Source organism: Pseudomonas sp. PDM18 (assembly GCF_014852585.1).
Lineage (GTDB): Bacteria > Pseudomonadota > Gammaproteobacteria > Pseudomonadales > Pseudomonadaceae > Pseudomonas.
Genome location: NZ_JACVBX010000004.1, coordinates 163,077 through 187,087 on the forward strand (window position 1 = coordinate 163,077; position 24,011 = coordinate 187,087).

23 protein-coding genes are annotated in these 24,011 nt (G+C 63.0%); 17 read left to right on the forward strand and 6 right to left on the reverse strand.

All coding sequences use genetic code 11. From position 1 onward, the window contains the following. Positions 1-23: 23 nt before the first annotated feature. From IB274_RS10760 to flgA, 4 genes are all read right to left on the reverse strand, one after another. Entirely contained in the window at positions 24-773 is a 750-nt protein-coding gene (locus tag IB274_RS10760; protein WP_192431917.1) for a flagellar brake protein, read from the reverse strand. A gap of 97 nt (positions 774-870) precedes the next feature. Continuing rightward, entirely contained in the window at positions 871-1,332 is a 462-nt protein-coding gene (locus tag IB274_RS10765) for a flagella synthesis protein FlgN (protein WP_192431918.1), read from the reverse strand. A 43-nt stretch (positions 1,333-1,375) separates the two neighbouring features. After that, the gene (flgM, locus tag IB274_RS10770) at positions 1,376-1,690 is read right to left on the reverse strand and encodes a flagellar biosynthesis anti-sigma factor FlgM (protein WP_045212162.1); all 315 of its coding nucleotides are present in this window, start codon (positions 1,688-1,690) and stop codon (positions 1,376-1,378) included. 141 nt (positions 1,691-1,831) lie between these two features. Further along, positions 1,832-2,521, reverse strand: a complete 690-nt coding sequence (gene flgA, locus IB274_RS10775) for a flagellar basal body P-ring formation chaperone FlgA (protein ID WP_192432147.1) — start codon at positions 2,519-2,521, stop codon at positions 1,832-1,834. Between the two features lie 136 nt (positions 2,522-2,657). On the opposite strand from flgA, the gene IB274_RS10780 reads away from it, so the two are divergent. From IB274_RS10780 to IB274_RS10845, 14 genes are all read left to right on the forward strand, one after another. Then, positions 2,658-3,596: a chemotaxis protein CheV gene (locus IB274_RS10780; RefSeq protein ID WP_192431919.1), complete on the forward strand. Its 939-nt coding sequence runs from the start codon at positions 2,658-2,660 to the stop codon at positions 3,594-3,596. 122 nt (positions 3,597-3,718) lie between these two features. After that, complete coding sequence (gene cheR / locus IB274_RS10785; RefSeq protein WP_192431920.1) at positions 3,719-4,540, forward strand: protein-glutamate O-methyltransferase CheR; 822 nt, start codon at positions 3,719-3,721, stop codon at positions 4,538-4,540. 323 nt (positions 4,541-4,863) lie between these two features. Then, a complete protein-coding gene (flgB, locus tag IB274_RS10790; RefSeq protein ID WP_045212157.1) occupies positions 4,864-5,271 on the forward strand; it encodes a flagellar basal body rod protein FlgB in 408 nt (135 codons plus the stop codon). A gap of 5 nt (positions 5,272-5,276) precedes the next feature. Continuing rightward, positions 5,277-5,720: a flagellar basal body rod protein FlgC gene (gene flgC / locus IB274_RS10795; RefSeq protein WP_045212156.1), complete on the forward strand. Its 444-nt coding sequence runs from the start codon at positions 5,277-5,279 to the stop codon at positions 5,718-5,720. Positions 5,721-5,736: 16 nt separating this feature from the next. Then, positions 5,737-6,438: a flagellar hook assembly protein FlgD gene (flgD, locus tag IB274_RS10800; RefSeq protein WP_192431921.1), complete on the forward strand. Its 702-nt coding sequence runs from the start codon at positions 5,737-5,739 to the stop codon at positions 6,436-6,438. Positions 6,439-6,465: 27 nt separating this feature from the next. After that, entirely contained in the window at positions 6,466-7,773 is a 1,308-nt protein-coding gene (gene flgE / locus IB274_RS10805; protein ID WP_192431922.1) for a flagellar hook protein FlgE, read from the forward strand. A gap of 188 nt (positions 7,774-7,961) precedes the next feature. Continuing rightward, on the forward strand, positions 7,962-8,705 hold the full coding sequence (flgF, locus tag IB274_RS10810; protein ID WP_192431923.1) for a flagellar basal-body rod protein FlgF: 744 nt from the start codon (positions 7,962-7,964) through the stop codon (positions 8,703-8,705). 55 nt (positions 8,706-8,760) lie between these two features. Continuing rightward, complete coding sequence (gene flgG, locus IB274_RS10815) at positions 8,761-9,546, forward strand: flagellar basal-body rod protein FlgG (protein WP_138215106.1); 786 nt, start codon at positions 8,761-8,763, stop codon at positions 9,544-9,546. Between the two features lie 181 nt (positions 9,547-9,727). Beyond that, entirely contained in the window at positions 9,728-10,420 is a 693-nt protein-coding gene (gene flgH / locus IB274_RS10820; protein ID WP_192431924.1) for a flagellar basal body L-ring protein FlgH, read from the forward strand. A 5-nt stretch (positions 10,421-10,425) separates the two neighbouring features. After that, positions 10,426-11,577 (forward strand): flagellar basal body P-ring protein FlgI, encoded by a 1,152-nt coding sequence (locus tag IB274_RS10825; protein WP_412548418.1) that lies wholly within the window; start codon positions 10,426-10,428, stop codon positions 11,575-11,577. A 10-nt stretch (positions 11,578-11,587) separates the two neighbouring features. Beyond that, positions 11,588-12,829, forward strand: coding sequence for a flagellar assembly peptidoglycan hydrolase FlgJ (gene flgJ / locus IB274_RS10830; RefSeq protein ID WP_192431925.1), 1,242 nt, complete (start codon positions 11,588-11,590; stop codon positions 12,827-12,829). 34 nt (positions 12,830-12,863) lie between these two features. After that, positions 12,864-14,861: a flagellar hook-associated protein FlgK gene (gene flgK, locus IB274_RS10835; RefSeq protein ID WP_192431926.1), complete on the forward strand. Its 1,998-nt coding sequence runs from the start codon at positions 12,864-12,866 to the stop codon at positions 14,859-14,861. A 10-nt stretch (positions 14,862-14,871) separates the two neighbouring features. Continuing rightward, on the forward strand, positions 14,872-16,467 hold the full coding sequence (locus IB274_RS10840; RefSeq protein WP_225614805.1) for a flagellar hook-associated protein 3: 1,596 nt from the start codon (positions 14,872-14,874) through the stop codon (positions 16,465-16,467). Between the two features lie 50 nt (positions 16,468-16,517). After that, on the forward strand, positions 16,518-17,168 hold the full coding sequence (locus tag IB274_RS10845) for a hypothetical protein (protein WP_192431927.1): 651 nt from the start codon (positions 16,518-16,520) through the stop codon (positions 17,166-17,168). A gap of 206 nt (positions 17,169-17,374) precedes the next feature. Here IB274_RS10845 and IB274_RS10850 read toward each other — a convergent pair whose 3' ends face one another. Next, positions 17,375-18,961: a methyltransferase domain-containing protein gene (locus tag IB274_RS10850; protein ID WP_192431928.1), complete on the reverse strand. Its 1,587-nt coding sequence runs from the start codon at positions 18,959-18,961 to the stop codon at positions 17,375-17,377. A 91-nt stretch (positions 18,962-19,052) separates the two neighbouring features. After that, the gene (locus IB274_RS10855; protein WP_192431929.1) at positions 19,053-20,690 is read right to left on the reverse strand and encodes a tetratricopeptide repeat-containing glycosyltransferase family protein; all 1,638 of its coding nucleotides are present in this window, start codon (positions 20,688-20,690) and stop codon (positions 19,053-19,055) included. A 209-nt stretch (positions 20,691-20,899) separates the two neighbouring features. Between IB274_RS10855 and IB274_RS10860 the strand changes: the two genes are divergently transcribed. The 3 genes from IB274_RS10860 to fliD all read left to right on the forward strand — a co-directional run bounded on the left by IB274_RS10860 (position 20,900) and on the right by fliD (position 23,966). Further along, positions 20,900-22,045, forward strand: coding sequence for a flagellin (locus tag IB274_RS10860; RefSeq protein ID WP_024764928.1), 1,146 nt, complete (start codon positions 20,900-20,902; stop codon positions 22,043-22,045). A 78-nt stretch (positions 22,046-22,123) separates the two neighbouring features. Then, a complete protein-coding gene (locus tag IB274_RS10865) occupies positions 22,124-22,462 on the forward strand; it encodes a flagellar protein FlaG (protein ID WP_192431930.1) in 339 nt (112 codons plus the stop codon). A 97-nt stretch (positions 22,463-22,559) separates the two neighbouring features. Then, positions 22,560-23,966 carry a flagellar filament capping protein FliD gene (gene fliD / locus IB274_RS10870; RefSeq protein WP_192431931.1) on the forward strand — a complete coding sequence of 469 codons (1,407 nt, stop codon included), beginning with the start codon at positions 22,560-22,562 and terminating at the stop codon, positions 23,964-23,966. Positions 23,967-24,011 lie beyond the last annotated feature (45 nt).

A 24,011-nucleotide genomic window follows, 5' to 3' on the forward strand; every position in this document is an offset into this window, starting at 1 on the left:
AAGAACTTGCCGCCCGGAGCGAACTAGAACAGCTCGTCCTTCTCGAAGCGCCGGGCTTCGCGTTGCAGCTGGTAGACGAAGCGCTCGATGTTGCGCTGCGCCAGGCCGCTCATCTGGTGGAAGCGCATGCCGGCGAAGCTGTAGCCGACCTTTTCCTCGAAGTGCACGTGGCGCAGTTCGACTTCCATGGTCAGGGCGCCGAAGGGTAGGCGTGCGGTGAACTCTTCATAGACCTGGCCGGGTTGCAGGCGCTCGGTGGCGTTGCCTTCCAGGCGGATCTTGCAGCCGGTGGCAGAGATGTCGATCAGGCTGCCCTTGAGCGGCGACTTCAGCTTGCTGCCGCCGATCTCCACGGCCACCGGCTGGCCTTGGCTGACGGGCGCGCGGAAGGCGTTGCGGCGCTGGTGGTAGAGCATCTCGGCGGGTACCGGCAGCCAATAGCAGCGGGCGCCGTCGATCTCGGAGAAGAAAGCGTTCTGGGTGTTTTCCCAGGCGATGCGCACGCCTTCGTGGAAGGCTTCGATGCGGAATTGCTCGCCGTTCTGCAGGAAACGTTCGCCGTCGTTGGGGATGAGCTCATCAAGGGCAACGATGTTGCGCTCGCGGTTGATTTCGACGACGAAGCTCTGGAAGCGTTGGCCTCGGCCTTCGAAGGTAATCACCAGGGGATCGTGACTGTCCATCAGCATTTTCAGGCTGGCGTGGATCTCCACCGGAGCTTTCAACACCTTCGGTGGTTGAGGGCCATTTTCCTCGGCGAACAGATTGGACACGGTCCGCGGGTCTCCATTGTGTTTGTTATGAGTGGTGCACGGGGCAGGGCCGGATAGTGGCATTCTGCCCTAGCGCTGGCCTTCAGGCCAGAGGAGTTCAGGCCTGGCTGAGCGGACGCTGGCGGTTGCTCTGGGTGGAGCCGCCGTAACGGTCATAGAGTCGCGGAGTTTCCTGGCCACGCAGGATATCGAGCGTGCGCTCGGTACTGGTCTGGCCAGAACGGATGATGCGGCCGTTGCGCTGGTTGGCTTCCTGGCAGCGTTCGAGCAGGGCACCGAGCTCCTGCGCACGAGGGGTGAGAGCGGCGTTGCCGGTCGCCTGGGCGATTTGCGCAAGGCCCTCGCTATCAGCGCTGACCCCGGCCTGTTGCAGTGCCTGAGTGCGGATGCGACCGTTCTGCTCGAGCTGATGCAGCAGTGGTAGCTTGCTGTCGAGCAGCTTCTGCAACTGGTCCAGGTCGCGGGCTTGCAGCGCCTGGTACTCGTCGTCGATCAGCTGCAGCAGGTTGCTGGCTGCTTCGATGTCGCCGTTGATCAGAGAAAGCAGGGCATCGGACATCTTGGGCTCGGCGTACTAGCGGTTGACCAGGCGGTGAACGAACTCAGCGCTGGGATTCGAAATCGAGCAGCTTGCTGGCGACTTTCTGGCTGTCGACCTGGTAGCTGCCGTCAGCGATGGCCGCCTTGATGCGGGCCACTTTCTCGTTGTCGACCACGGGCTGGTCCTTCAGTTGATCGCTTACTTTCTGCAATTGCTGCGCGGTGTCGCTCAGCTGTACCGACTCGCCGCTCTTGGCCGGGGCGTTGACGGAGGCATTCTCTGCTGCGGCTTCGCTGCGACCGCTCTGGGCAGCACTGCTACGGCCAGTGCTGGCTGTCGTAGAGGCCGGGTTCAGCCGGTTGAAGTCGATGACCATGGTGGAAACCTCTGGAGGTATTGGACGCTTGCCAAGCTTTTCGGCCGTCTTGAGAGAAACTTTAGGCCGAATTTTCGTGCGCCTGAGCACATTTTGCAGAGGGCTGCGTCCATCATGCCAGAAAAAGCCCGGCGCCGAGCGCTACAGGGTGACTTCCACCGCTCCCGGCTCGACCACACGAGCCTTGACGATACGCTGGGAGCGCAGGTTGCGCACGCGGATCTGCTCGCCGGTTACCCCATCGGACAACGCTTCGCCGGGCATGAACACGTTGATCGAACTGGTCCTGGCGCGGATCACCACTTGGTCGCCCTTGCGCACGGCGGCGGCCTGTTCGAGGAACACCGGCGCCAGCACCTGGTCGTTGACCGTCGGGCGCTTGAGCTTCATGCCGACTACCTGGTTGGGGTCAGTCAGATAGCCCTGGCTCAGTTGGCCGACGTCCCGTTCGACGACGCTGATATCACCGGGCTCGACGACATGATTGCGCTGCAGGGGCAGAGTGGTGACGACAACCTGGCGGAATAACTTGACCGTCGCCGGCACGAATACCGTCCAGGGCGAACTGCCTTCGCAGAGCACTCGCACGGTGACCCGACCAACGGGTTGCGCCGGGCTTTCCAGCTTTTGTGTCAGGTCTTTGTCGCACTCCGCCAGGCGCAGGCGGGGATCGATGCGCGCGACTTCGATCTCGTAACGGGCGTCTATGCCGGAAGTCTGCAGATAATCTTCCACCTTGAACTCAAGAAAGCCCTGGGTGGAGCCGATAAGGATTTCAGGCGCAGTGAAGCCTTCCGCCCCAGCCGGGGAGAGGGTCAGCGCACCCGTCATGCCGAGCAGCGCAGCCATCAGGGCGCGCGCGGGTCTCAGCTGTCGGAAAAATGTCGTTGCTCGTTTCATGCAACGATCCAAGCAATGGTCATGCCGCCTTCGTGAGTCGGGCGGCGTTGCGTGCACAGGAGGCTCAATGGCCGGAGTCATGGATTCGGTCAACCAGCGTACGCAGCTGGTTGGCCAGAATCGTCTCGAACTGCTGCTGTTCCGCTTGAACGGCAGCCAGCTGTACGGGATCAACGTGTTCAAGGTGAAGGAGGTGCTGCAGTGCCCCCGCCTGACCGTGATGCCCAAATCCAGCCAGGTGGTGCGCGGGGTGGCGAACATCCGTGGCGGCACCATTCCGATCCTCGACCTGGCGCTGGCCACGGGGCGTCACGCCCTGCGGGACATCGCCAACAGCTTCGTGATCATCACCGAGTACAACACCAAGGTGCAGGGCTTCCTGGTGCACTCGGTGGAGCGCATCGTCAACATGAACTGGGAGTCGATCCATCCGCCACCCAAGGGAACCGGCCGTGACCACTACCTGACGGCGGTGACGCGGGTCGACAACCAGCTGGTGGAAATCATCGACGTGGAGAAGATCCTCGCCGAAGTGGCGCCGACGTCGGAGGACATCTCCGAGGGCGTGCTGGATGCCGAGACCCAGGCCCGCGCGGTCAGCAAGCGCGTTCTGGTGGTGGACGACTCCTCCGTGGCGCGCAAGCAGCTGGTGCGTTGCCTGGAGACCGTCGGCGTGGAAGTGCTGGCGCTCAACGACGGCCGCCAGGCGCTGGATTACCTGCACCAGATGGTGGAAGCCGGCGGGCATCCGGGCACTGATCTGCTGATGGTGATCTCGGATATCGAGATGCCGGAAATGGATGGCTACACGCTCACGGCGGAAATCCGTCACGACCCGCGCATGCAGGATCTGCACATTCTCCTGCATACTTCGTTGTCCGGGGTGTTCAACCAGGCGATGGTGAGAAAGGTCGGCGCTGACGACTTCCTCGCCAAGTTCCGTCCCGATGACCTGGCGGCCCGCGTGTCGGACCGCATCAAGGCAGTGGATGGCGCATCGGCCTGATGCCGGCGTGACGAGATGCGGGCGGCGCCGGTGCCGCCCGCATCGTCTATGGTTTTTTGAGCACCGGTCAGGCAGTTGTCGTCGTTTTGCCGGCAGCTGTCCACGAGCAAAGAGGCTTATCTGTGACATCCACCAATTCTGAATTCGAGCTGTTCCGGGATTTCCTGGAGAAGACCTGCGGCATCCTCCTGGGCGCCAACAAGCAGTACCTGGTCTCCAGCCGCTTGAACAAGTTGATGGAGCAGCAGGGCATCAAGTCCCTGGGCGAGCTGGTACAGAAGATCCAGATGCGCAGCCAGCTGCGCGAGCAGGTGGTCGATGCGATGACCACCAACGAGACCCTGTGGTTTCGCGATACCTATCCCTTCGAGGTGCTGAAAAACCGCGTGCTGCCGGAGATGATCAAGGCCTCCCCTGGTCAGCGCCTGCGTATCTGGTCGGCGGCTTGCTCGTCGGGGCAGGAGCCGTACTCGCTGTCCATGGCCATCGACGAGTTCGAGCGCACCAACCTCGGCCAGTTGAAGGCGGGGGTGCAGATCGTCGCCACCGACTTGTCCGGCTCCATGCTCACCGCCTGCAAGGCCGGTGAGTACGACAGCCTGGCCATTGGCCGTGGCTTGTCGCAGGAGCGCCTGGCGCGCTACTTCGACCAGAAGACGCCGGGGCGCTGGACGGTCAAGCCACCGATCAAGAGCCGCGTGGAATTCCGCGCGCTGAACCTGCTGGACAGCTACGCCACGCTGGGCAAGTTCGACATGGTGTTCTGCCGCAACGTGCTGATCTATTTCTCGGCCGAAGTGAAGCGCGACATCCTCCTGCGTATCCATGCCACGCTCAAGCCTGGCGGCTACCTGTTCCTTGGCGCTTCCGAAGCGCTCAACGCGCTGCCGGACCACTACCAGATGGTCCAGTGCAGCCCGGGGATCATCTACAAGGCCAAGTGATTGGCCGACGCCCCGCCTGTTCGGGCGGGGTTCTTGCTGCTTTCCTTTTATCAGTCGCGGGCTCCGTCCGCGCTTTTTGCTTATGCGGTCCCGGTAACGATCGGGCGCGCTGCCGTAGACGTGCCCGTCGGGCGGCAAAACGCAGCAGGAAGCTTGCCGCCTTGCCCCCGGCGGCAAGGAAAGCGATTGCCGCTTTGCCGCTGTTTGCCGCCCCTTGCCGCTATTCAGATTCCCTCAAGCCCTTGATTATCAAGGGAATGAAGATGTGGCACGCACCTTGCTGAAGTGTTGGCAAGCCCACACCGGCAAACAGGTTCGTGACCATGAGCATCAGCTTCGACAAAGCCCTCGGTATCCACCAGCAAGCGCTGAACTTCCGCTCCCAGCGCGCTGAAGTCCTGGCCAATAACCTGGCCAACGCCGACACGCCCAACTACAAGGCGCGCGACCTGGATTTCGCCTCGGTGCTGGCGGCCCAGTCGGACAAGATGAAGAACGGCACCTTCAGCGCAACCCTGACCAATTCGCATCACATTGCCGCCGATGGTTTCGGCATGGGTGACGAGTCGGTGAAGTACCGCATCCCGAACCAGCCTTCGGTCGACCAGAACACCGTCGACGAACAGATCGAGCAAGCCAACTACGCGGAGAACTCCGTGCAGTTCCAGGCCTCGTTCACTTTCCTCAACAGCAAATTCAAAGGGCTGATGAACGCCCTGCGCGGGGAGTAATCGCCATGTCGCTCGCCAGTGTCTTCAATATCGCCGGTACCGGCATGAGTGCCCAGACCACTCGTCTGAACACTACCGCGTCGAACATCGCCAACGCCGAGAGCGTCTCCTCGAGCATCGACCAGACCTACCGCGCCCGTCACCCGGTGTTCTCCACCATGCTGCAGAACGCCCAGGGCGGCGACCAGGGCTCGCTGTTCGGCGAGACCGACCAGGCTGGTTCCGGTGTGCAGGTGCTGGGCGTGGTCGAGGACCAGAGCCCGCTGGTGCCGCGCTACGAGCCGAACCATCCGGCCGCCGACAAGGACGGCTACGTTTACTACCCCAACGTCAACGTGGTGGAGGAGATGGCCGACATGATCTCCGCCAGCCGTTCGTTCCAGAGCAACGCGGAAATGATGAACACCGCCAAGCAGATGATGCAGAAGGTCCTGACCCTGGGTCAGTAAGCGCAGAGGACGCCCCATGAGCATCAATACCGATAACAGTGCTTCGAGTTCGATCCTGTCGTCACTGAACGCCGGATCCAAGAGCTCGTCGTCGACCGCCGAGACCGGCACCAGTGCGCTGGGCAAGGATTCCTTCCTGCAGTTGCTGGTCACCCAGTTGAACAACCAGAACCCGCTGGACCCGCAGGACAACACCGAGTTCGTCTCCCAGCTGGCGCAATTCAGCAGCCTGGAAAGCATGCAGAACCTGGATACCACCCTGGGCACCTTCTATTCCTCGTTCCAGTCTTCCCAGGCCCTGCAGGCGTCTTCGCTGGTCGGCCGCTCGGTGATCGTCAACTCCAGCAAGGTGCAGGTCGACGATCCGTCCGCGGGCGTCAAGGGCTCGCTGGTGATGCCGTCCAAGGGCGATGGCGTGACCCTGAAGATCTACGACGACTCGGGTGATCTGGTGCGCACCGTCGATATGGGCAGCCAGAAGGCCGGCAACATTGACTTCAAGTGGGATGGCAAGGACGACAGCGGCGAGCTGGTGGGTGCTGGCACCTACACCGTCAAGGCGAGCGCCAGCCTGGACGGTACCAGTACCGCCCTGACCACCTACCTGCCGGCCACGGTCAACAGCGTTACGCTGGGCCAGAACGGCGGGGAAATGTCCCTGAACCTGGCTGGCATCGGCGCCGTTTCCGCCTCCAGCATTCAGACCATCGGAAAATAACGCCGCGTTTCGGCACAGGAGCAACACATGTCTTTCAATACCGCCCTGAGTGGACTCAACGCCGCGTCGATGGACCTGAACGTCACCGGCAACAACATTGCCAACGTCGGCACCACTGGCTTCAAATCCTCGCGGACCGAGTTCGCCGACCTCTACGCCTCCTCGATGCTCGGCACCGGCCGCATCGCCGTGGGTAACGGCGTGGTCACCCAGGCCGTTTCGCAGCAGTTCACTCAGGGCAACCTGAGCACCACCGGTCGCAGCCTGGACCTGGCAGTGAGCGGCAACGGCTTCTTCATGACCAGCGACAACGGCAGCCGCGTCTACACCCGCAACGGCACCTTCAATACCGACGCCAGCGGCTACATCGTCGATGGTTCGGGCAATCGCCTGCAGGGTTATGGCGTCAATGGCAACGGCAACATCGTCAACGGCGTGATCACCGACCTGAAGGTCGACACCGCCAACCAGCCGCCGAGCCCGACCTCGAAGATCACTTCGACCCTGAGCCTTAATTCCAACGCGACGACGCCCAAGACCACGCCGTTCGATGCGACTGACTCGGACAGCTACAACTGGTCGACCTCTGTGGACATCTACGACTCCCAGGGCAATTCGCACACCATGACGAACTACTTCGTCAAGGACAGCGCCAATAACTGGAGCATGTACACGCTGGTGGATGGGCGTAACCCGCAGACCCCGACCAGCACTACGCCGCTGAGCAGCGACATCACCTTCAACAGCGCCGGCCAGCTGACGGGCATTACCTCCACCGGCATGACCGTCAACGCCGACAACACCATGACTCTGACCGGCTGGACTCCTGCGGCTGTCACCGACTCCACCACCAGCCCGGTGACCTGGGGTGCCAATGGCGCAGCGGGTACTGCTGGCGGTATCAGCATCGACCTGACCAAGACCACCCAGACCAACGGCGCCTTTGCCGTCACTGCGGTGACCCAGGATGGCTATGCCACGGGTCAGATGTCCGGCCTGTCCTTCGCCGAAGACGGGCAGATGTACGCCACTTACACCAACGGCCAGTCCAAAGTGATCGGTCAGGTGATCCTGGCCAACTTCGCCAATACCCAGGGTCTGACCCCGGTGGGCAACACCGGCTGGAAGCAGTCGCTGGCCTCGGGTGAGGCAGTGATCGGCACGCCGACATCCGGCACCCTCGGCGCGGTCGGCTCGGGCACCCTGGAAGACTCCAACGTCGACCTGACCGCGCAACTGGTGAACCTGATCGTGGCGCAGCGCAACTACCAGGCGAACGCCAAGACCGTCCAGACCGAAAGCACCATCTCCGACACCATCATCAACCTGCGTTGATGACGTCCCCTTGCCGCAGGCGGCAGTCCTTCGCCGCCTGACGGCCATCGAGGCTCCTTCGGGAGCCTTTCTTTTTTGATATCTCCATGAATATCAATGTCTTGAGTTTCATTTTGCAGTTCTGGCACAGCCCTTGCTGAAGTCACTCCAACACCGCCGGGAATCCGACTCGGCACTGGAGGATAGCCTTGGACAGAATGCTGTATGTCGCCATGAGCGGCGCGAGCCAGAACACTAAAGCCATGCAGGCTCACGCCAACAACCTGGCGAACATCTCCACGACCGGTTTCCGCCGTGACTTCGAGCAAGCTCGCGCGATGCCCGTGTTCGGCGACAGCTTTCCGGCGCGCGTCTTCGCCATGAGCGAACGCCCGGCGACCGACTTCACCACCGGCTCCCTGCAGGAAACCGGCCGTGACCTGGACGTTGCCGCCAAGGGTGATTCCTGGATTGCCGTGCAGGCACCGGACGGCAGCGAAGCCTACGTGCGCACCGGCAGCCTGGAGATCGATGCCCTCGGCCAGCTGCGCACCAGCGACGGCATGCCGGTGATGGGCAACGGCGGGCCGATCGCGATTCCCCCGGAAGAAAAGATCGACATCGGCGAGGACGGCACCATCACCATCCGCGGCCAGGGCAACAACCCCAATGCGCTGGCCACCGTCGACCGCATCAAGCTCGTGACTCCCGATGCCAAGCAACTGGAGAAGGGCAGCGATGGCCTCATCCGCATGAAGTCCGGTCAGCCCGCTCCCCAGGTCGACGCCAACGCCAGCGTGCAGTCCGGTGTGCTGGAAGCCAGCAACGTCAATGCTGTCGACGAGATGACCTCGATCCTGGCGCTGTCTCGCCAGTTCGAGTTGCACGTGAAGATGATGAAAACCGCCGAAGAAGACTCCCAGTCGATGGCGCGTGTTTTGCAATTCAGCTGATAGAAACTGATTAACCGTTCGAGGCGCCACGAAACCGGCGCCCGAGGAGAACGACATGCTTCCGGCACTTTGGGTCAGCAAGACCGGTCTGTCCGCCCAGGACATGAACCTGACCACCATCTCGAACAACCTGGCGAACGTGTCCACCACGGGCTTCAAGCGCGATCGCGCGGAGTTCCAGGACCTGCTCTACCAGATCAAGCGTCAGCCCGGCGCCAACTCGACGCAGGACACCCAGCTGCCTTCGGGCCTGCAACTGGGTACCGGTGTGCGCATCGTCGGCACCCAGAAGAACTTCACCGCCGGCAGCCTGCAGACCACCGACAACCCGCTGGACATGGCGGTCAACGGCCGTGGCTTCTTCCAGGTGCTGACTCCGGACGGCACCGTCGCCTATACCCGCGACGGCAGCTTCCACCTGAACTCCGACGGCCAGATCGTCACCTCCAACGGCAATGCTCTGGAGCCGGCCATCATCGTGCCGCCGGAAACCCAGACCTTCACCGTCGGCAACGACGGCACTGTCTCGGTCACCGTTGCCGGCAACGCCACGCCGCAGATCATCGGCAACATCCAGACCGCCGACTTCATCAACCCGGCCGGCCTGCAAGCCACCGGCAACAACCTGTTCCTGGAAACCGCCGCCAGCGGCGCGCCCCAAGTCGGCACCCCTGGCCTGAACGGTCTGGGCACCACCCTGCAGAACACCCTGGAGAACTCCAACGTCAGCGTGGTGGAGGAGATGGTGAACATGATCACCACCCAGCGCGCCTACGAGATGAACTCCAAGGTGATCTCCACCGCCGACCAAATGCTCTCCTTCGTCACCCAGAACCTATAACGACCGGCTGCGCGTCGGCCATGCAGCGTTGAAATCGAATTAGGAATGCTCATTGGCTGGAGCCAACTCCGCTTCCAAATTCGATTTCGCCTTGCCTGACCTAGCTCGCGCGGTCGTTGGATAAACCGGCCCTTGGGCCACCTGTGATCCCGTAGTCGCTCTCCCCGAGAGGTAGCTGTAGATGAACCGTTCCCACCTCCTTCCGCTGCTGGCCATCGCCGCGTTGGCAGGGTGCGTGAGCCCGCCGCCCAAGCCGGACGATCCCTATTACGCTCCGGTGTTGCCGCGCACCCCTGCGCCGGCCGCCCAGAACAACGGGTCGATCTACCAGGCCGGGTTCGAGAACAACCTCTACGGCGACCGCAAGGCCTTCCGTGTGGGTGACATCATCACCATCACCCTCAACGAGAAGACCCAGGCCAGCAAGAAGGCCAGCTCGGACATCTCTAAGGACAGCAAGACCAAGATGGGGCTGACCTCGATGTTCGGCAGCGGCCTGACCACCAACAACCCGGTGGGTGGCGGTGACCTCAGCCTCTCCGCCGAATACGGCGGCTCGCGCGATGCCAAGGGCGACAGCCAGGCAGGGCAGAGCAACAGCCTGACCGGCTCGATCACCGTCACCGTGGCCGATGTCATGCCCAACGGCATCCTCGCCGTGCGGGGCGAGAAGTGGATGACCCTGAACACCGGCAACGAGCTGGTGCGCATCGCCGGCCTGATCCGCGCCGACGACATCGCCACCGACAACACCGTCGCTTCCACCCGTGTGGCCGATGCGCGCATCACCTACTCGGGCACCGGCGCGTTCGCCGATGCGAGCCAGCCGGGCTGGTTCGATCGCTTCTTCCTCAGCCCGCTGTTCCCGTTCTGAGGGTGATGACGATGACTGCCGTTCGCAAGGTATCCCACGGCCTGCTCTGCACGCTCCGCCTCGGTGGCGCGCTGCTGCTCTGCGCGCTGTCTGCCGTGCCGGCCGCCCATGCCGAGCGGCTCAAGGACATCGCCAGCATCCAGGGCGTGCGCAATAACCAGCTGATCGGCTACGGCCTGGTCGTCGGCCTCAATGGCACGGGCGACCAGACCACGCAGACGCCGTTCACCGTGCAGACCTTCAATAACATGCTGGCGCAGTTCGGCATCAAGGTGCCGGCCGGCACGGGCAACGTGCAGTTGAAGAACGTCGCGGCGGTGTCCATCCACGCCGATCTGCCACCGTTCTCCAAACCAGGCCAGGTCATCGATGTCACGGTGTCTTCCATCGGCAATTCCAAGAGCCTGCGCGGCGGCAGCCTGCTGATGACCCAGCTCAAGGGTATCGACGGTCAGACCTACGCCATTGCCCAGGGCAACCTGGTGGTCGGCGGCTTCGACGCCGAAGGTCGCGATGGCTCGAAGATTACCGTCAACGTACCGTCGGCCGGTCGCATCCCCGGAGGCGCCACCGTCGAGCGCGCGGTGCCCAGTGGCTTCGACCAGGGCAACACCCTGACCCTGAACCTCAACCGCCCGGATTTCACCACCGCCAAGCACATCGTCGACCGCATCAACGAACTGCTTGGCCCGGGCGTCGCCCAGGCCGTGGACGGCGGCTCGGTGCGCGTCAGCGCGCCGCTGGATCCGAGCCAGCGCGTGGACTACATGTCCGTGCTGGAGAACCTCGAAGTACAGTCCGGCGAAGCCGTGGCCAAGGTCATCATCAACTCGCGCACCGGCACCATCGTGATTGGCCAGAACGTGCGCGTGTCGCCGGCCGCCGTGACCCACGGCAGCCTGACCGTGACCATCACCGAAGACCCCATCGTCAGCCAGCCCGGCCCGTTCTCCAACGGCCAGACCGCCGTGGTGCCGCGCTCGAACGTGAGCGCCAACCAGGAAGCCAAACCGATGTTCAAGTTCGGCCCCGGCACCACGCTGGATGAAATCGTACGCGCCGTTAACCAGGTGGGCGCCGCGCCCAGCGACCTGATGGCGATCCTCGAAGCCCTGAAACAGGCCGGCGCGCTGCAAGCCGACCTGATCGTGATCTGAGGACGCCGCCGTGGACGCCCGACTGCTTTCTGCTGGTACCTCCACTACCGACTCCGGTTCCTATTCCGACCTCAATCGCCTGTCGGCGATGAAGACCGGCGCGAACCGCGACAGCGCGGGGAACATCCGCAAGGTCGCCCAGGAGTTCGAATCGCTGTTCATGAACGAGATGCTGAAATCCATGCGCTCGGCCAACGAGGTGTTCGCCAAGGACAACCCGATGAACAGCGAAGCGGCCAAGCAGTACCAGGACATGTACGACCATCAGCTTTCTGTGTCCCTGGCTACGCAGGGGCATGGCATCGGCCTGGCCGACGTGCTGGTCAAGCAGATGGAGAAGATGCAGGGCGTCCGCCACACCGGCAACAATCCCTTCGCCCAGACTGGGGCGCAGGCGGCCGCCGACTCCAATCGGAGCGCCGCAGCCACCGCTGCAGCATCAGACCGGCAGAAGACCCCGAGCGTGTTTGCCGCCAACGGCAAGGCCTTACCGCAACCCGAAGCCGGTCGTGATGATCGCCAGGCGCTGAACGCCCGCCGTCTCGCGCTGCCGGGCAAGCTCGCCCAGCGTATTGCTGCAGGCCTCGTGCCGGGCGCCGATAGCTCCGTCGCATCCACCGCCAACCAGCCGGCGCAGCTGGCCAGCAACGACTGGCGCGGCAGCCGGGCCTATACGAAGCAGATCGACACCACCGTGCCGGTGGCCGACATCGATACTTCGGCTATCTCCACCAAGCCGGGCAAGTCGATGTTCGCCTCGGCCGACGACTTCATCAGTACCATGCTGCCCATGGCCGAACGCGCGGCCAAGCGCATCGGCGTCGATCCGCGCTACCTGGTGGCCCAGGCCGCGCTGGAAACCGGCTGGGGCAAGAAGATGATCGCCCAGCGTGATGGCAGCAGCAGCCACAACCTGTTCGGCATCAAAACCGGCTCGAGCTGGAAGGGCGACTCCGCCCGCGCCACCACCACCGAATTCGAGAAAGGCAAGGAAGTGAAGGAAGTGGCTTCGTTCCGCGCCTACAACTCCTTCGAGCAGAGCTTCCAGGACTACGTCAGCTTCCTGCAGAACAACGATCGCTACCAGGGCGCGCTGGATTCCGCCGCGCGCCCGGATCAGTTCATGAAGGAACTGCAGCGCGCCGGCTACGCCACCGACCCGCAGTACGCGCGCAAGGTGAACCAGATCGCCAAGCAGATGCAGGTCTACCAGACCGTCGCGATGGCCGACACCCCGACTCGCACACTGTGAAGCCCTGTACAAAGGACTGCGCTAAGGAAAGACCATGAGCCTCCTATCCATCGGACTGTCCGGCCTCAATGCCTCGCAAGCGGCGCTGAGCACCACCGGCAACAACATCACCAACGTCAACACGGCCGGCTATACCCGCCAGACGACGTCGCAGGTGACCTCCGCGGAGCAGTTCGCAGGGCAGTACTACGTCGGTACCGGTACCACGGTGCAGGACGTCCGCCGGATGTACAGCGAGTTCCTGGCCAACCAGCTGCGCGGTTCCACGTCGGTGAACAGCGATGCGCAGACCTACCTGTCGCAGGTCAACCAGATCGATTCGCTGCTGTCCGACAGCACTACCGGTCTGTCCAAGGTGATGCAGAATTTCTTCGCCTCGCTGCAGACCGCCGCCGCGACGCCGACCGACGCCGCCTCGCGCCAACTGGTGCTGACGCAGGCCGCGAACCTGGCGCAGCGCTTCAACTCGATTTCCACCCAGCTGGGCACCCAGAACAGCTACGTCAACACGCAGATGGACAGCCTGGCCGGACAGGTTACCGACCTGGCCAGGACCATCGCCCAGTACAACCAGGCAATCATCGCGGCCGAGGCCGGTGGCGCCAGCGCCAACGACCTGCAGGACAAGCGCGACCAGGCGGTGCTTCAGCTCTCCGACATGGTCGGCGTCAGCGTGGTCAAGCAGGGCAGCAGCCTCAACCTTTACCTGGGCTCCGGCCAGCCGCTGGTGGTGGGCGCCAATTCCTCCACCCTGACCGCCGGCCCGAGCGCCAACAACCCGTCGCAATTCAGCCTGAGCCTGAGTTCCGGCAGCTCGACCATGGACGTCACCTCGGTGGTCGCCGGTGGCCAGATGGGCGGTCTGCTGCGCTACCGCAGCGACGTGCTGGATACCACCCAGAACGAACTGGGGCGCATGGCTATCGTCCTCGCCGACACCTTCAACAGCCAGCTCGCCCAGGGCCTGGACCTGAACGGCAACTTCGGCGCGCAGCTGTTCAAGGACATCAACGATGCCAGCGTCATCGGCAACCGCAGCCTGGCCAACACCCATAACACCGGCACCGGCAACCTCAACGTCAACATTACCGACAGCGGCGCGCTGACCACCAGTGACTACGAGGTGACCTTCACCTCCGCCACCGGCTACACCATCAAGCGCTCCTCAGACGGCTCTGTGCTGGGCACGGGCGACCTGACCGACAACCCGCCCAAGGAGTTCGACGGCTTCAGCATCAGCCAGCAGAGCGTTGGCACCGTGCAGGCGGGCGACCGCTTCACGGTGATCCCGACGCGCACCGCAGCTTCGGACATCTCGGTCACCATGACTGACTCCAACCGCCTGGCCTTCGCCTCGCCGGTGGTCGCCAGCACGACCACTGGCAATGAAGGCAGCGGCACCATCAGCGGCACCACCCTGACCAGCAAGCTGGATGCCAGCAACGGCGCCGCGCTGAGCGCCTCGATCAAGGCCGGGCTACCGGTGAAGCTGGTCTTCGACGCGGCCAGCGGCGGCACCCAGGGCTACACCATCTACGATTCGGCGGGCAATCCACTGGGCACCGGCAATATCGTGCCGGGCCAGAGCAACGACATCAGCATCACTGTGCCGGGCTCGCCCTCGTTCAGCTTCCAGACCACCATCGCCGGTTATCCAGCGGACGGCGATAGCTTCGGCGTGGCCTTCAACAGCAACGGCGATGCCGACAATACCAACGCTCAGAAGCTGATCGACCTGCAGACAGCCAAGACCGTCGGCAGCGGCACGGGCAGCGGCAGCGGCATGAGCTTGACCGGCGCGTACAGCAGCTTGACCGAGACCGTCGGCGCCACGGCCAACCAGGCCAAGCTCGACGCCACTGCCACCGAGGCGGTGCTGACCCAGGCGCAAGGCAGCCGCGATTCATTGTCGGCGGTGAACCTCGACGAAGAGGCGGCCAACCTGGTGAAGTTCCAGCAGTACTACACGGCCTCCGCGCAGATCATCAAGACTGCGCAGACGCTCTTCGACACCCTGATCAACAACATCTGAGGAGGCTGAAATGGTTGTGCGAATTTCCACCCCGCAGATCTTCAACTCGAACATCGACAACTACAACCGCGGCTACGCCAGTCTCTCCAAGCTGCAGGAGCAGATATCCAGCGGCACGCGAATCCAGACCCCGGCCGACGACCCTGTCGGAGCCGCGCGCCTGCTGCAACTGGAACAGCAGCAGGCGCTGCTGACCCAGTACAGCGGCAACATGACGTCCGCGACCAACAGCCTGAACCAGGAGCAGAGCGTCCTCGACTCCATCACCACCGCCCTGCAGCGTGCGCGCGAACTGACGCTGCGCGCTGGCGACGGTTCGATGACTGACGAGGACCGCGGCGCCATCAGCGATGAACTGGGCGAGATCCAGAATCAACTGCTGACCCTGATGAACAGCAAGGACGCCAGCGGCAACTACCTGTTCTCCGGCAGCAAAAGCACCGTGCAGCCCTTCGTGCAGAACGCCGACGGCAGCTTCAGCTACCAGGGCGACCAGAGTTCCCTCAAGCTGCAGATATCCGACAACCTGACGATGTCGACCAACGACAACGGCTGGAGCATCTTCGAGATGGCGGCCAACGCCAGCCGGACCGCCAGCTCGCTGGCGAGCAATCCGAACGCTGACGGCATCCAGCGCGCCTTCCTGTCCCAGGGCAACGTCACCAACGACAGCAACTACAACGCCAGCTTCCGCAATGGTGCGCCGTACACGCTGAACGTACTCAATGGGACGCAGTACCAGATCCTCGACAAGAACGGCAACGACGTTACCAGTGAAGCCACCACCAACGGCGTGTACGACGCCACGTCCACCGACAGCAACGCCATCAACTTCCGTGGCGCGCAGTTCCAGCTGGATGTCTCGCTGCAGAAGACCGATGACGCCAGCACCATGGACACCCTGGTAGGCGGCTACAGCTTCAGCTTCGGCGCGGCGGCGGAAAGCATGTCGGTCAAGCGCAGCGCCACCAACACCTCGACGGCGCAGATCACCTCGGCCTCGGTGAGCAACAGCACGGCCTATACCACGCAGTTCCCCAGCAGTGGCGTGCAGCTCAAGTTCACCAGTGCCACCGCCTACGAAGTTTATGCGCTACCCACCAGCCAAGGCGCTTCGCCGCTGTCCACCGGCACCCTCGGCGCGACCTTCCCGCAAACCGTGACCGTGGCCGGCGTCGACATGAGTATCAGCGCGGCACCGGCTGCCGGCGACCAGTTCAGCGTCACCGCCAGCTCGCCGGAGCGGCAGAACATCCTCAACACCATCGGCGACCTGCGCAACGCACTGAATACCTCCACCGCAGGCAACCCGCAGGCGCAGCTGAACATCCGCAACATGGTGGCCACCGCACTCACCAACCTGGACAAGGCAAGCGACCAAGTGCTTGCGACCCAGTCGTCGATTGGCGCGCGACTCAACACCATCGATGTGCTCACCCAGGAAAACCAGAGCCTGGCGCTGACCAATACCACCACGCAGTCGTCGATCCGTGACACCGACATGGCCGCCGCGACTTCTCAGCTGGTCCTGCAGCAGACCATGCTCGAAGCGGCTCAGGCCGCGTTCGCGCGGATCAGCCAGCTCAGCCTGTTCAACAAACTCTGATTCATCCAGCCCGCCGGTAACGGCGGGCACTCATTTCGGAAGACACGCATATGGGCGATATCGACTTCAGTTCCAAAGGCCGCCAGTTGATCGAGATGTACGGGCAGATGGCCCGCGAAGGCTACGACCGCAGCGATGAGCAGCACGTCGAGGTGGCTTTCAGCGACTTCGAGTTGCGCCCATTCCGCCCGCAGATCCGCGAGATCCTGCAGAACCATGCCATTCGCAACGTGCTGGACTACGGCTGCGGCGGTTCGGACTGGAACATGCCCGGCTTTGACGACAACGGCCAGTCGGCGGTGCAGTACTTCAATCTCGAATCGGCCTACCGCTACGAGCCGGCGCGCGGTATCGATGAGCGTCGGAAAGTCGACTGCGTGGTGTCCTTCGACGTGCTCGAACACATCTTCGTCGCCGACGTGCCCAAGGTTCTGCGTGACATCTATTCGTGTGCAGACCGGCTGGTAATCCTCAACGTCGCCTGCTATCCGGCGCAGGCGCTGCTGCCCAACGGCGAGAATGCCCACATCACGGTGCGCCAGCCGCTGTGGTGGAAGGGCATGGTCGATTGCATCACGCCTGAATTCCCCAACGTGACCACTTGCCTGATCTGCTCCACTGCATGGCGCCAGGCCACCGGCTTCCCGCAATGGAGCGGCAACGGCTGGCAGGCCAGCGAGACGTTCGTCATCGCCAACTGATGGGTTTCTGATCGACAAGAGAAAGCCTCCCTTGCGGAGGCTTTTTCTTCCCGGCGGGGAACAGTTTGCGGGGGGGCAATCCTGTAGGAGCGAGCTTGCTCGCGAACCCGGATTTGCAGTGAAACTTGTTCGCGAGCAAGCTCGCTCCTACGAAAAGCCAAAGAAAAAGCCCGGCATTGGCCGGGCTTTGTTGTTGCTGCGATCTGTCAGTCCAGTCGCTTGAACACGCAGAAGCCACGGTGGTGGACCTTGTCGTCCAGCAGTTGGCCCTGGTACAGCAGGAAGAAGCCCTGCTCGTAGAAGTGCCGCACGTTGGCGAAGAACTTGGTGTCGTTCATCTTCAGGTCGTTGCTCTCGATGACCACGATGCCGCCAGGCTTGAGCAGGTTTTTCAGGTCGGCAACATAGTCGGGCATCGGCTTGCCGATCCACACATGCACGGCGAAGGAGAAGATCACGTCGAACAGATCCGGTTCGCTGGCGCGCAGGTCTTCGTAAGTGCAGGTGCGGAATTCGCAGTTCTTCACCCTATGGTATTGCGCCAGGCGCTCGGCAATGCGGATCAGCGAGTCGTTGTTGTCGAAGCCGAGGTAGCTGCCGACTTTCTGTGCCACTTCGATACCGAAGCAGCCGATGTTGCAGCCGATGTCCAGCACGCGGTCGGTGGGCGAGAGCCATTTTTCCAGCGCATAGCGCTCCATGCGGAACAGCGTCGGGCGCGCACCGGGCAGGTCCCAGCCTTCGTGACCCTGGTACAGCTCCTTGTTGGCACCGAATACCTGGGACTGAGAGAAGAAGTTCTCATGCACATCCAGCTTGCAGTCGCGCCATTGGCTGTCTTCCGGCGCGGCTTCTGGGCTGCGCAGGTAGCAGAGCACATCGTTGCCATCCACCAGGTTCAGTTGTTCGCGCAGGTTGTGCTCGGCCCAGACTTCCAGCACATCCGGCGAGGACGGCACGGCAGCACGGCGGATCAGCACCGGCGCGTGGCGGCCTTCGAACTGCAGGAAGCCTTGGTAGTAGAAATAGCCCATGCGGATGTAGGGCACGTGCTCGTACGGCGCGGGGTAAACGATGCCATTGCCGGACTCGAAGAACAGCGGGGCGATCTTCTGCACCAGTTCCTTCGGATCGAACAGCGCCTGCAGGTTCAGGGTGCCGGACTCGATACGCTGCCAGCCGGTGACTGCCAGCAGGTCGTCACGCTGGCCAGGGTTCTGCTCCATGATTGCCTTGGCGCCGGGCGGGCCGCCGGCGGTGGCGGCGTTGCTCGAGCGAGCGAAGACACGGGCCTTGCCGAAGAAGCTGCTGGCCTCGGCCTGGCGCATGCCCTGGAGCATTTCCAGCTGAGCGAGCAGGTCGGCGGTGTCGGCGCGCTTCTCGTAAGTGGAGAGGCTGGCCAGCCAGTGGTAGGCCTCTTCCAGGTGGCCCTGGAACAGCGCCAGGGTCGCCAGAGTGTTGCGCGCTTCGAAGTCTTCCGCGTCCAACTGCACGGCCAGGTGCAGGTACGGGTGGGCTTCGTCGTAGCGATGCAGGCGAACCAGCAGGCGGCCGAGCAGGCTGTTCACCGCAGCGTTGTCCGGCACGCTGCGTTGGATGTGCAGCAGGTGTTCCAGGGCTTCGTCGTTGTGCTTGCCCAGCTCACCCAAGGCGATGGCCAGGCTCAGGCGCACCGGCAGGTCGTCGGGACGCTCGCCATGCAGCTCGCGCAAGGCGGTGACGGCGGCTTCGCGCTGGCCGCTCTGGAGCAGTTGCTGGGCCTGGGCAGTGCGGGCTTCAAAAGGTTGGGACACGGTGGTTCTCCTCCAGGCGGAGTCGCTGGCGATCAGGATTGACAGGCGCCGCGCGAGCGGGCCGGTTGATACGTCGTTGCGGCGATAGCGCTCATATCACGCCGCTGCCTTGCATGCGTTGCACCGCCTGGTCCAGGGCTTCACCCCAGCGGCCCAGCTCGCGGTTGCGGATCAGTTGTACGGACGGGTACCAGTAGCTGGTCGCGTCATCGACAGCCCAGCGCCAATTCGGGTTGAGCTGGAGCAGCACGAAGGTCGGCACGCCCAGCGCGCCGGCCAGGTGGACGGTGGTGTTGTCGATGCTCAGCACGGCGTCCAGCGCGCAGAGTTGCGCAGCCTGGGAGTCCATATCCTTGAGCGGATCGACGTTCGCGTCGTGGTGAATGTGCAGGCCCAGGCTTTCGGCCTCGGCGCGCTCGGGCGCGGTATTGCCGTACTGCAGGTTGATGAGCTGCACGTTCTCCAGCTTCGCCAGTTGCGCCAGCTCCTGCATCTCGATGCGACGGCTCTGCATGTCGTTGGCGGTGTCGGTGCCGCCGCGCCAGGAAATGCCCACCAGGCGTTTGCCGGGGAACAGTTGCTGGTACTCGGCGCGCTTGGCCTGCACCTGCTGCGGGTCAGCCTGGAGGAAGGCGCGCGGACCAGCGAAGGAGGCCAGGGTAGGGCGCAGGAACTCGCCCAGGCTGCCCATGGGAATCTGATAATCGCTGCGCGGCCAGGTTTGGCGATGCATCATGCGCTGGCCGTTGTGAACCTGGCCGGTGCTTTCGCGCTGGATGATGGAAAGGCCTGGCAGGCTGCGGTGCAGCAGCGGGTAGAGGCGATCATAGGTCTCGACATGCACCTGGCCGCCCAGCTTGAGCAGGTCTGACAGCATGCTGGCGAACATCACATGATCGCCGATGCCCTGTTCGGCCCAGACCAGCAGCGTCTTGCCCTCCAGCGGCTCGCCACGCCAGCGCGGCGTGTTGAACTCCTGGTGGTGTTCCTTCAGCGAAGTCTTCCAGCGTGCTTCGTAGTTGACCCACGCCACGTCGAACTGCTTGAAGCGCAGTTGCAGCAGCGACAGGTTGTTGTGCGTGCCCGAATGCTCCGGCGCTTTCTGCAGCATCTGTTCATAGAGGCGATAGGCCTCCTGATACCGGCCAACCTGTTCCAGGGACAGGGCGAGGTTGAACGGGCCGTAATAGTAGTTGGGGGTCAGTTCCACCGTCAGCTGGTGGCAGGCGACGCTGTCATGGTAGCGGCCGCACTCGAAGTACAGCGTGCCCAGCAGACCGAGGAGGCTGCTCTGTTGCCAGGGCTCCAGTGGTTTCTCCAGCGCTTTCGTATAAAGAGCCTCGGCTTCATCGAAGCGCTTGCGCAGGCTCAGTGCGGCGCCATACAGCGCCATGCGCGGCAGGCTCGGCGAGGCCTGGTACCAGCGCTCGGCGCGCTCAAGGTTCTTGATGAACAGCCGATGAGTTCGCATCGTGTCGAGCAGCTCTTCATCGACCTTGGGATCGGTGGTCATATCCAGCGCGCGCTCGGCCCAGGGCTCCGCCGATTGCGGGTCCTGCAGTTCGAGGTGCAGGCGGGCGATCTTGGCGTGAACCATCGGCGTGTTCGGCGCCAGCGTCGCTAGAGCTTCATATAAGCGGATCTGCTCGCCGCGATCTTCACGATCTTCGGCAATCTGCAGTGCCTGGCTCAGGCGCTGAATCTCGGATTGAAGCTTGTGTTGGGACATGTAGGGCCTGCGTGTGACGGAGCTTTGGCGCGTGCGAGGGGGCTTTGCAAGAACGAGGCCAGCCGTGCCCTACAGACCCATCTGAAGAAAATTCGAAAAAAAAGTTAAAGCCCATCCGACTTGGGACGATAACCCTAACGAAGGTTCTCCACGCCATTTCGAATCAATCGGGCAGGGAGGCCACTTAGCCCTAACACGAGGAATTCGTCATGGCTCTTACCGTCAACACCAACATCGCCTCGCTGTCGGTTCAAAAGAACCTGACCAAGGCCGCCAACAACCTGAACACTTCGATGACCCGTCTGTCCACCGGCCTGCGTATCAACAGCGCCAAGGACGACGCCGCCGGCTCGCAGATTTCCAACCGTCTGACCAGTCAGGTCAACGGCCTGAACGTAGCCGTGAAGAACGCCCAGGACGCCAACTCCATCGCCCAGGCTGCCGAAGGTGCTCTGCAAGAGTCCACCAACATCCTGCAGCGTATGCGTGAACTGTCCCTGCAGTCCGCCAACGGCTCCAACAGCAGCGAAGACCAGACCTCGCTGAACCAGGAGTTCAAGTCGCTGACCGCTGAACTGACCCGTATTTCCAAGACCACCACCTTCGGTGGCGGTACTTCCGGTATCAAGCTGCTCGACGGCACCGCCGGCACCAACGGCACCCTGACCTTCCAGGTCGGCGCCAACGCCAACGAAACCGTCAGCTTCACCCTGAGCGACATGAGTGCCACCGCGCTGAAAGGCTCCTCGCAACTGGCTTCCGCCAGCCTGGACCTGTCCACCGTGCTTTCCGGCACGGGTGGCGTTGCAGCTACCGCTGGCTCGATCACCGTCAACGGTACCCAGGTCAGCTACGCCAAGGGCGCCAGCGCCAACGACATCGTCTCGGCGATCAACACCAACATCAGCGGCGTAGCGGCAGTAGCTGGCGCGGCTGGCAGCGGCGGCACCACCACTTCCATCTCGCTGACTTCCGGCAAGGACTTCACCGCAGGTGTGGGCACCGGCGCCGGCAGTGCGCACGCTGTGGTCACCTCCAACTCCACCATCCAGGCGCTGGACATCGCGACCGCCAAAGGCGCCCAATCGGCTACCCAGGTGATCGACGCCGCCCTGAAGCAGATCGACAGCCAGCGTTCCTCGCTGGGTGCCATCCAGAACCGTCTGGACAGCACCATCTCGAACCTGCAGAACGTGTCCGAGAACGCCACCGCTGCACGCAGCACCATCCAGGACGTGGACTTCGCCGCAGAAACCGCGGAGATGACCAAGCAGCAGACCCTGCAACAGGCCGCCACCGCGGTACTGGCCCAGGCCAACCAGCTGCCTTCCGCTGTCCTGAAGCTGCTCCAGTAAGGGGTTGCCGCAAGGCAAAAACGGAAAGGAAGGGCGCCCGGCGCCCTTCCTTGTTTTGCATTCGGAGGGTAATACCTGATGGATACCAGCCTCGGAATCAACAACTCGCGTCCGGTCGACAGCGCCGTCGCAGGCAGCAAGCCGGTCAGCGGCAACAGCTTGCCGCAGAGCGCCAAGGAATCGCCGGCCAGCAAGGCTCGCAGCCTGAACGAAGCCGTCAGCCGGCTGCGCGAACAGGCCCAGTCGGTGCAACGCAACCTGGAATTCTCGGTGGACGATGCCAGCGGCGAAACTGTCGTGAAGGTCGTGGCCTCCGATACCGGTGAAGTGATCCGGCAGATTCCTTCGGAAGTTGCGCTCAAGTTGGCAGAAAGCCTGAAGGAAGCGGGTAATCTGCTGTTCAGTGAACGCGCCTGAGTCCTTATAAGGCTCTGGCGCGATTCTTGAATGAAGCGTCACAAGACGCCGGCGGTAATCAGAAAACCGCCAGAAATTTGGACAGGAGGGTAGGCAAATGGCCGGGACTTCGATCAACGGTGTAGGGTCGGGATACGACATCGACTCCATCGTGACCGCTCTGGTGAATGCGCAGAAGGCGCCGAAGTCGAACCAGATCAGCACCCAGAAGAGCACCACCAATACCACGCTGTCCGGTATCGGTTCGCTCAAGAGCGCCTTGTCCACCTTCCAGACCGCCCTGGGCAAGCTCAACGGTACCGATTCCACCGCCTTCGCCGGCCTGGCCGTGAAGAGCTCCAATGCCGATGCGCTCACCGCTGCGCTGGGCACCGGCGCCTCCGCCGGCACCTACAACATCGAAGTGAAGAACCTGGCGACCAGCTCCAAGATCGCCACGCAGTATGTGGACAAGTCCACCTCCTTCGGCGCGGGCAGCCTGACCATCAAGCAGGGCAGCAGTACCTACAACATCAGCGTCAAGGCTGGCGCCAGCCTGTCGGACATCCGCGACAGCATCAACAGCCAGCTCAAGGACAGCGGCTTCACCGCCAACATCATCACCGACTCCACCGGCCCGCGTCTGGTCCTGGGCTCGAGCGTCACCGGTGCCGGCAGTGACATCAGCGTCACCACCTCCGGCGACAGCAGCCTCTCGGTGCTCGCCATCGACGGCGCCGGCACCAAGGCCTCAGCCACTAGCGGCGGCTACATCGACAAACCCGCGATGAACGCCAGCTACACCATCGACGGGCTGGAGATGAGCAGCTCGGTGAACAAGATCTCCAGCGCCATCAGTGGCGTGGAGCTGAGCCTGGTGGCCGAAGGCAAGTCGACGCTGACCGTGGACAAGAACACCGATGGCCTGAAGACCTCGGTGCAGTCTTTCGTCGATGCCTACAACGCGTTGATCACCAGCATCAATTCGCTGACCAAGGTCACCAACACCACCGACTCCAGCGGCAACCCGACTACCACTGCGGCTGCCCTGGCCAGTGATTCGATGACCCGCAACCTGCTCAGCGGGCTGCATAGCCAACTTGTGGGAGGCTCCAGCAATGGCGGCAGCATCAAGTTGCTGTCGCAGTTGGGGATTTCCACCAAGAACGACGGCACCCTGCAGGTCGATAGCGACAAGCTGGACAAGGCGCTGGAAAAGAACTTCGCCTCGGTCCAGGGCTTTTTCTCCGGTGATGGCGGGCTGCTCTCTCGCATGAGCAAAAGCCTGGATATCTACACCCAGACCAACGGTCTGCTCGATCAGCGCACGTCCGCGCTCAACGGCACGCTGAGCGATCTGGCTGACCAGCAGATCAAGCTGGACAACCGGATGACCAAGCTCACCGAAACGCTCATGGCCAAGTACACCGCCATGGACACCCTCGTCGCTCAGCTCAAGGCTACCCGCTCCAGCGTACTGACCACCCTCAACGCGCTGAACAAGACCAGCAGTTCTGACAGCTGATTCCTTGGCCGCACGCGCCGCTCTGCGACGCCGTTGTGCAGCCGT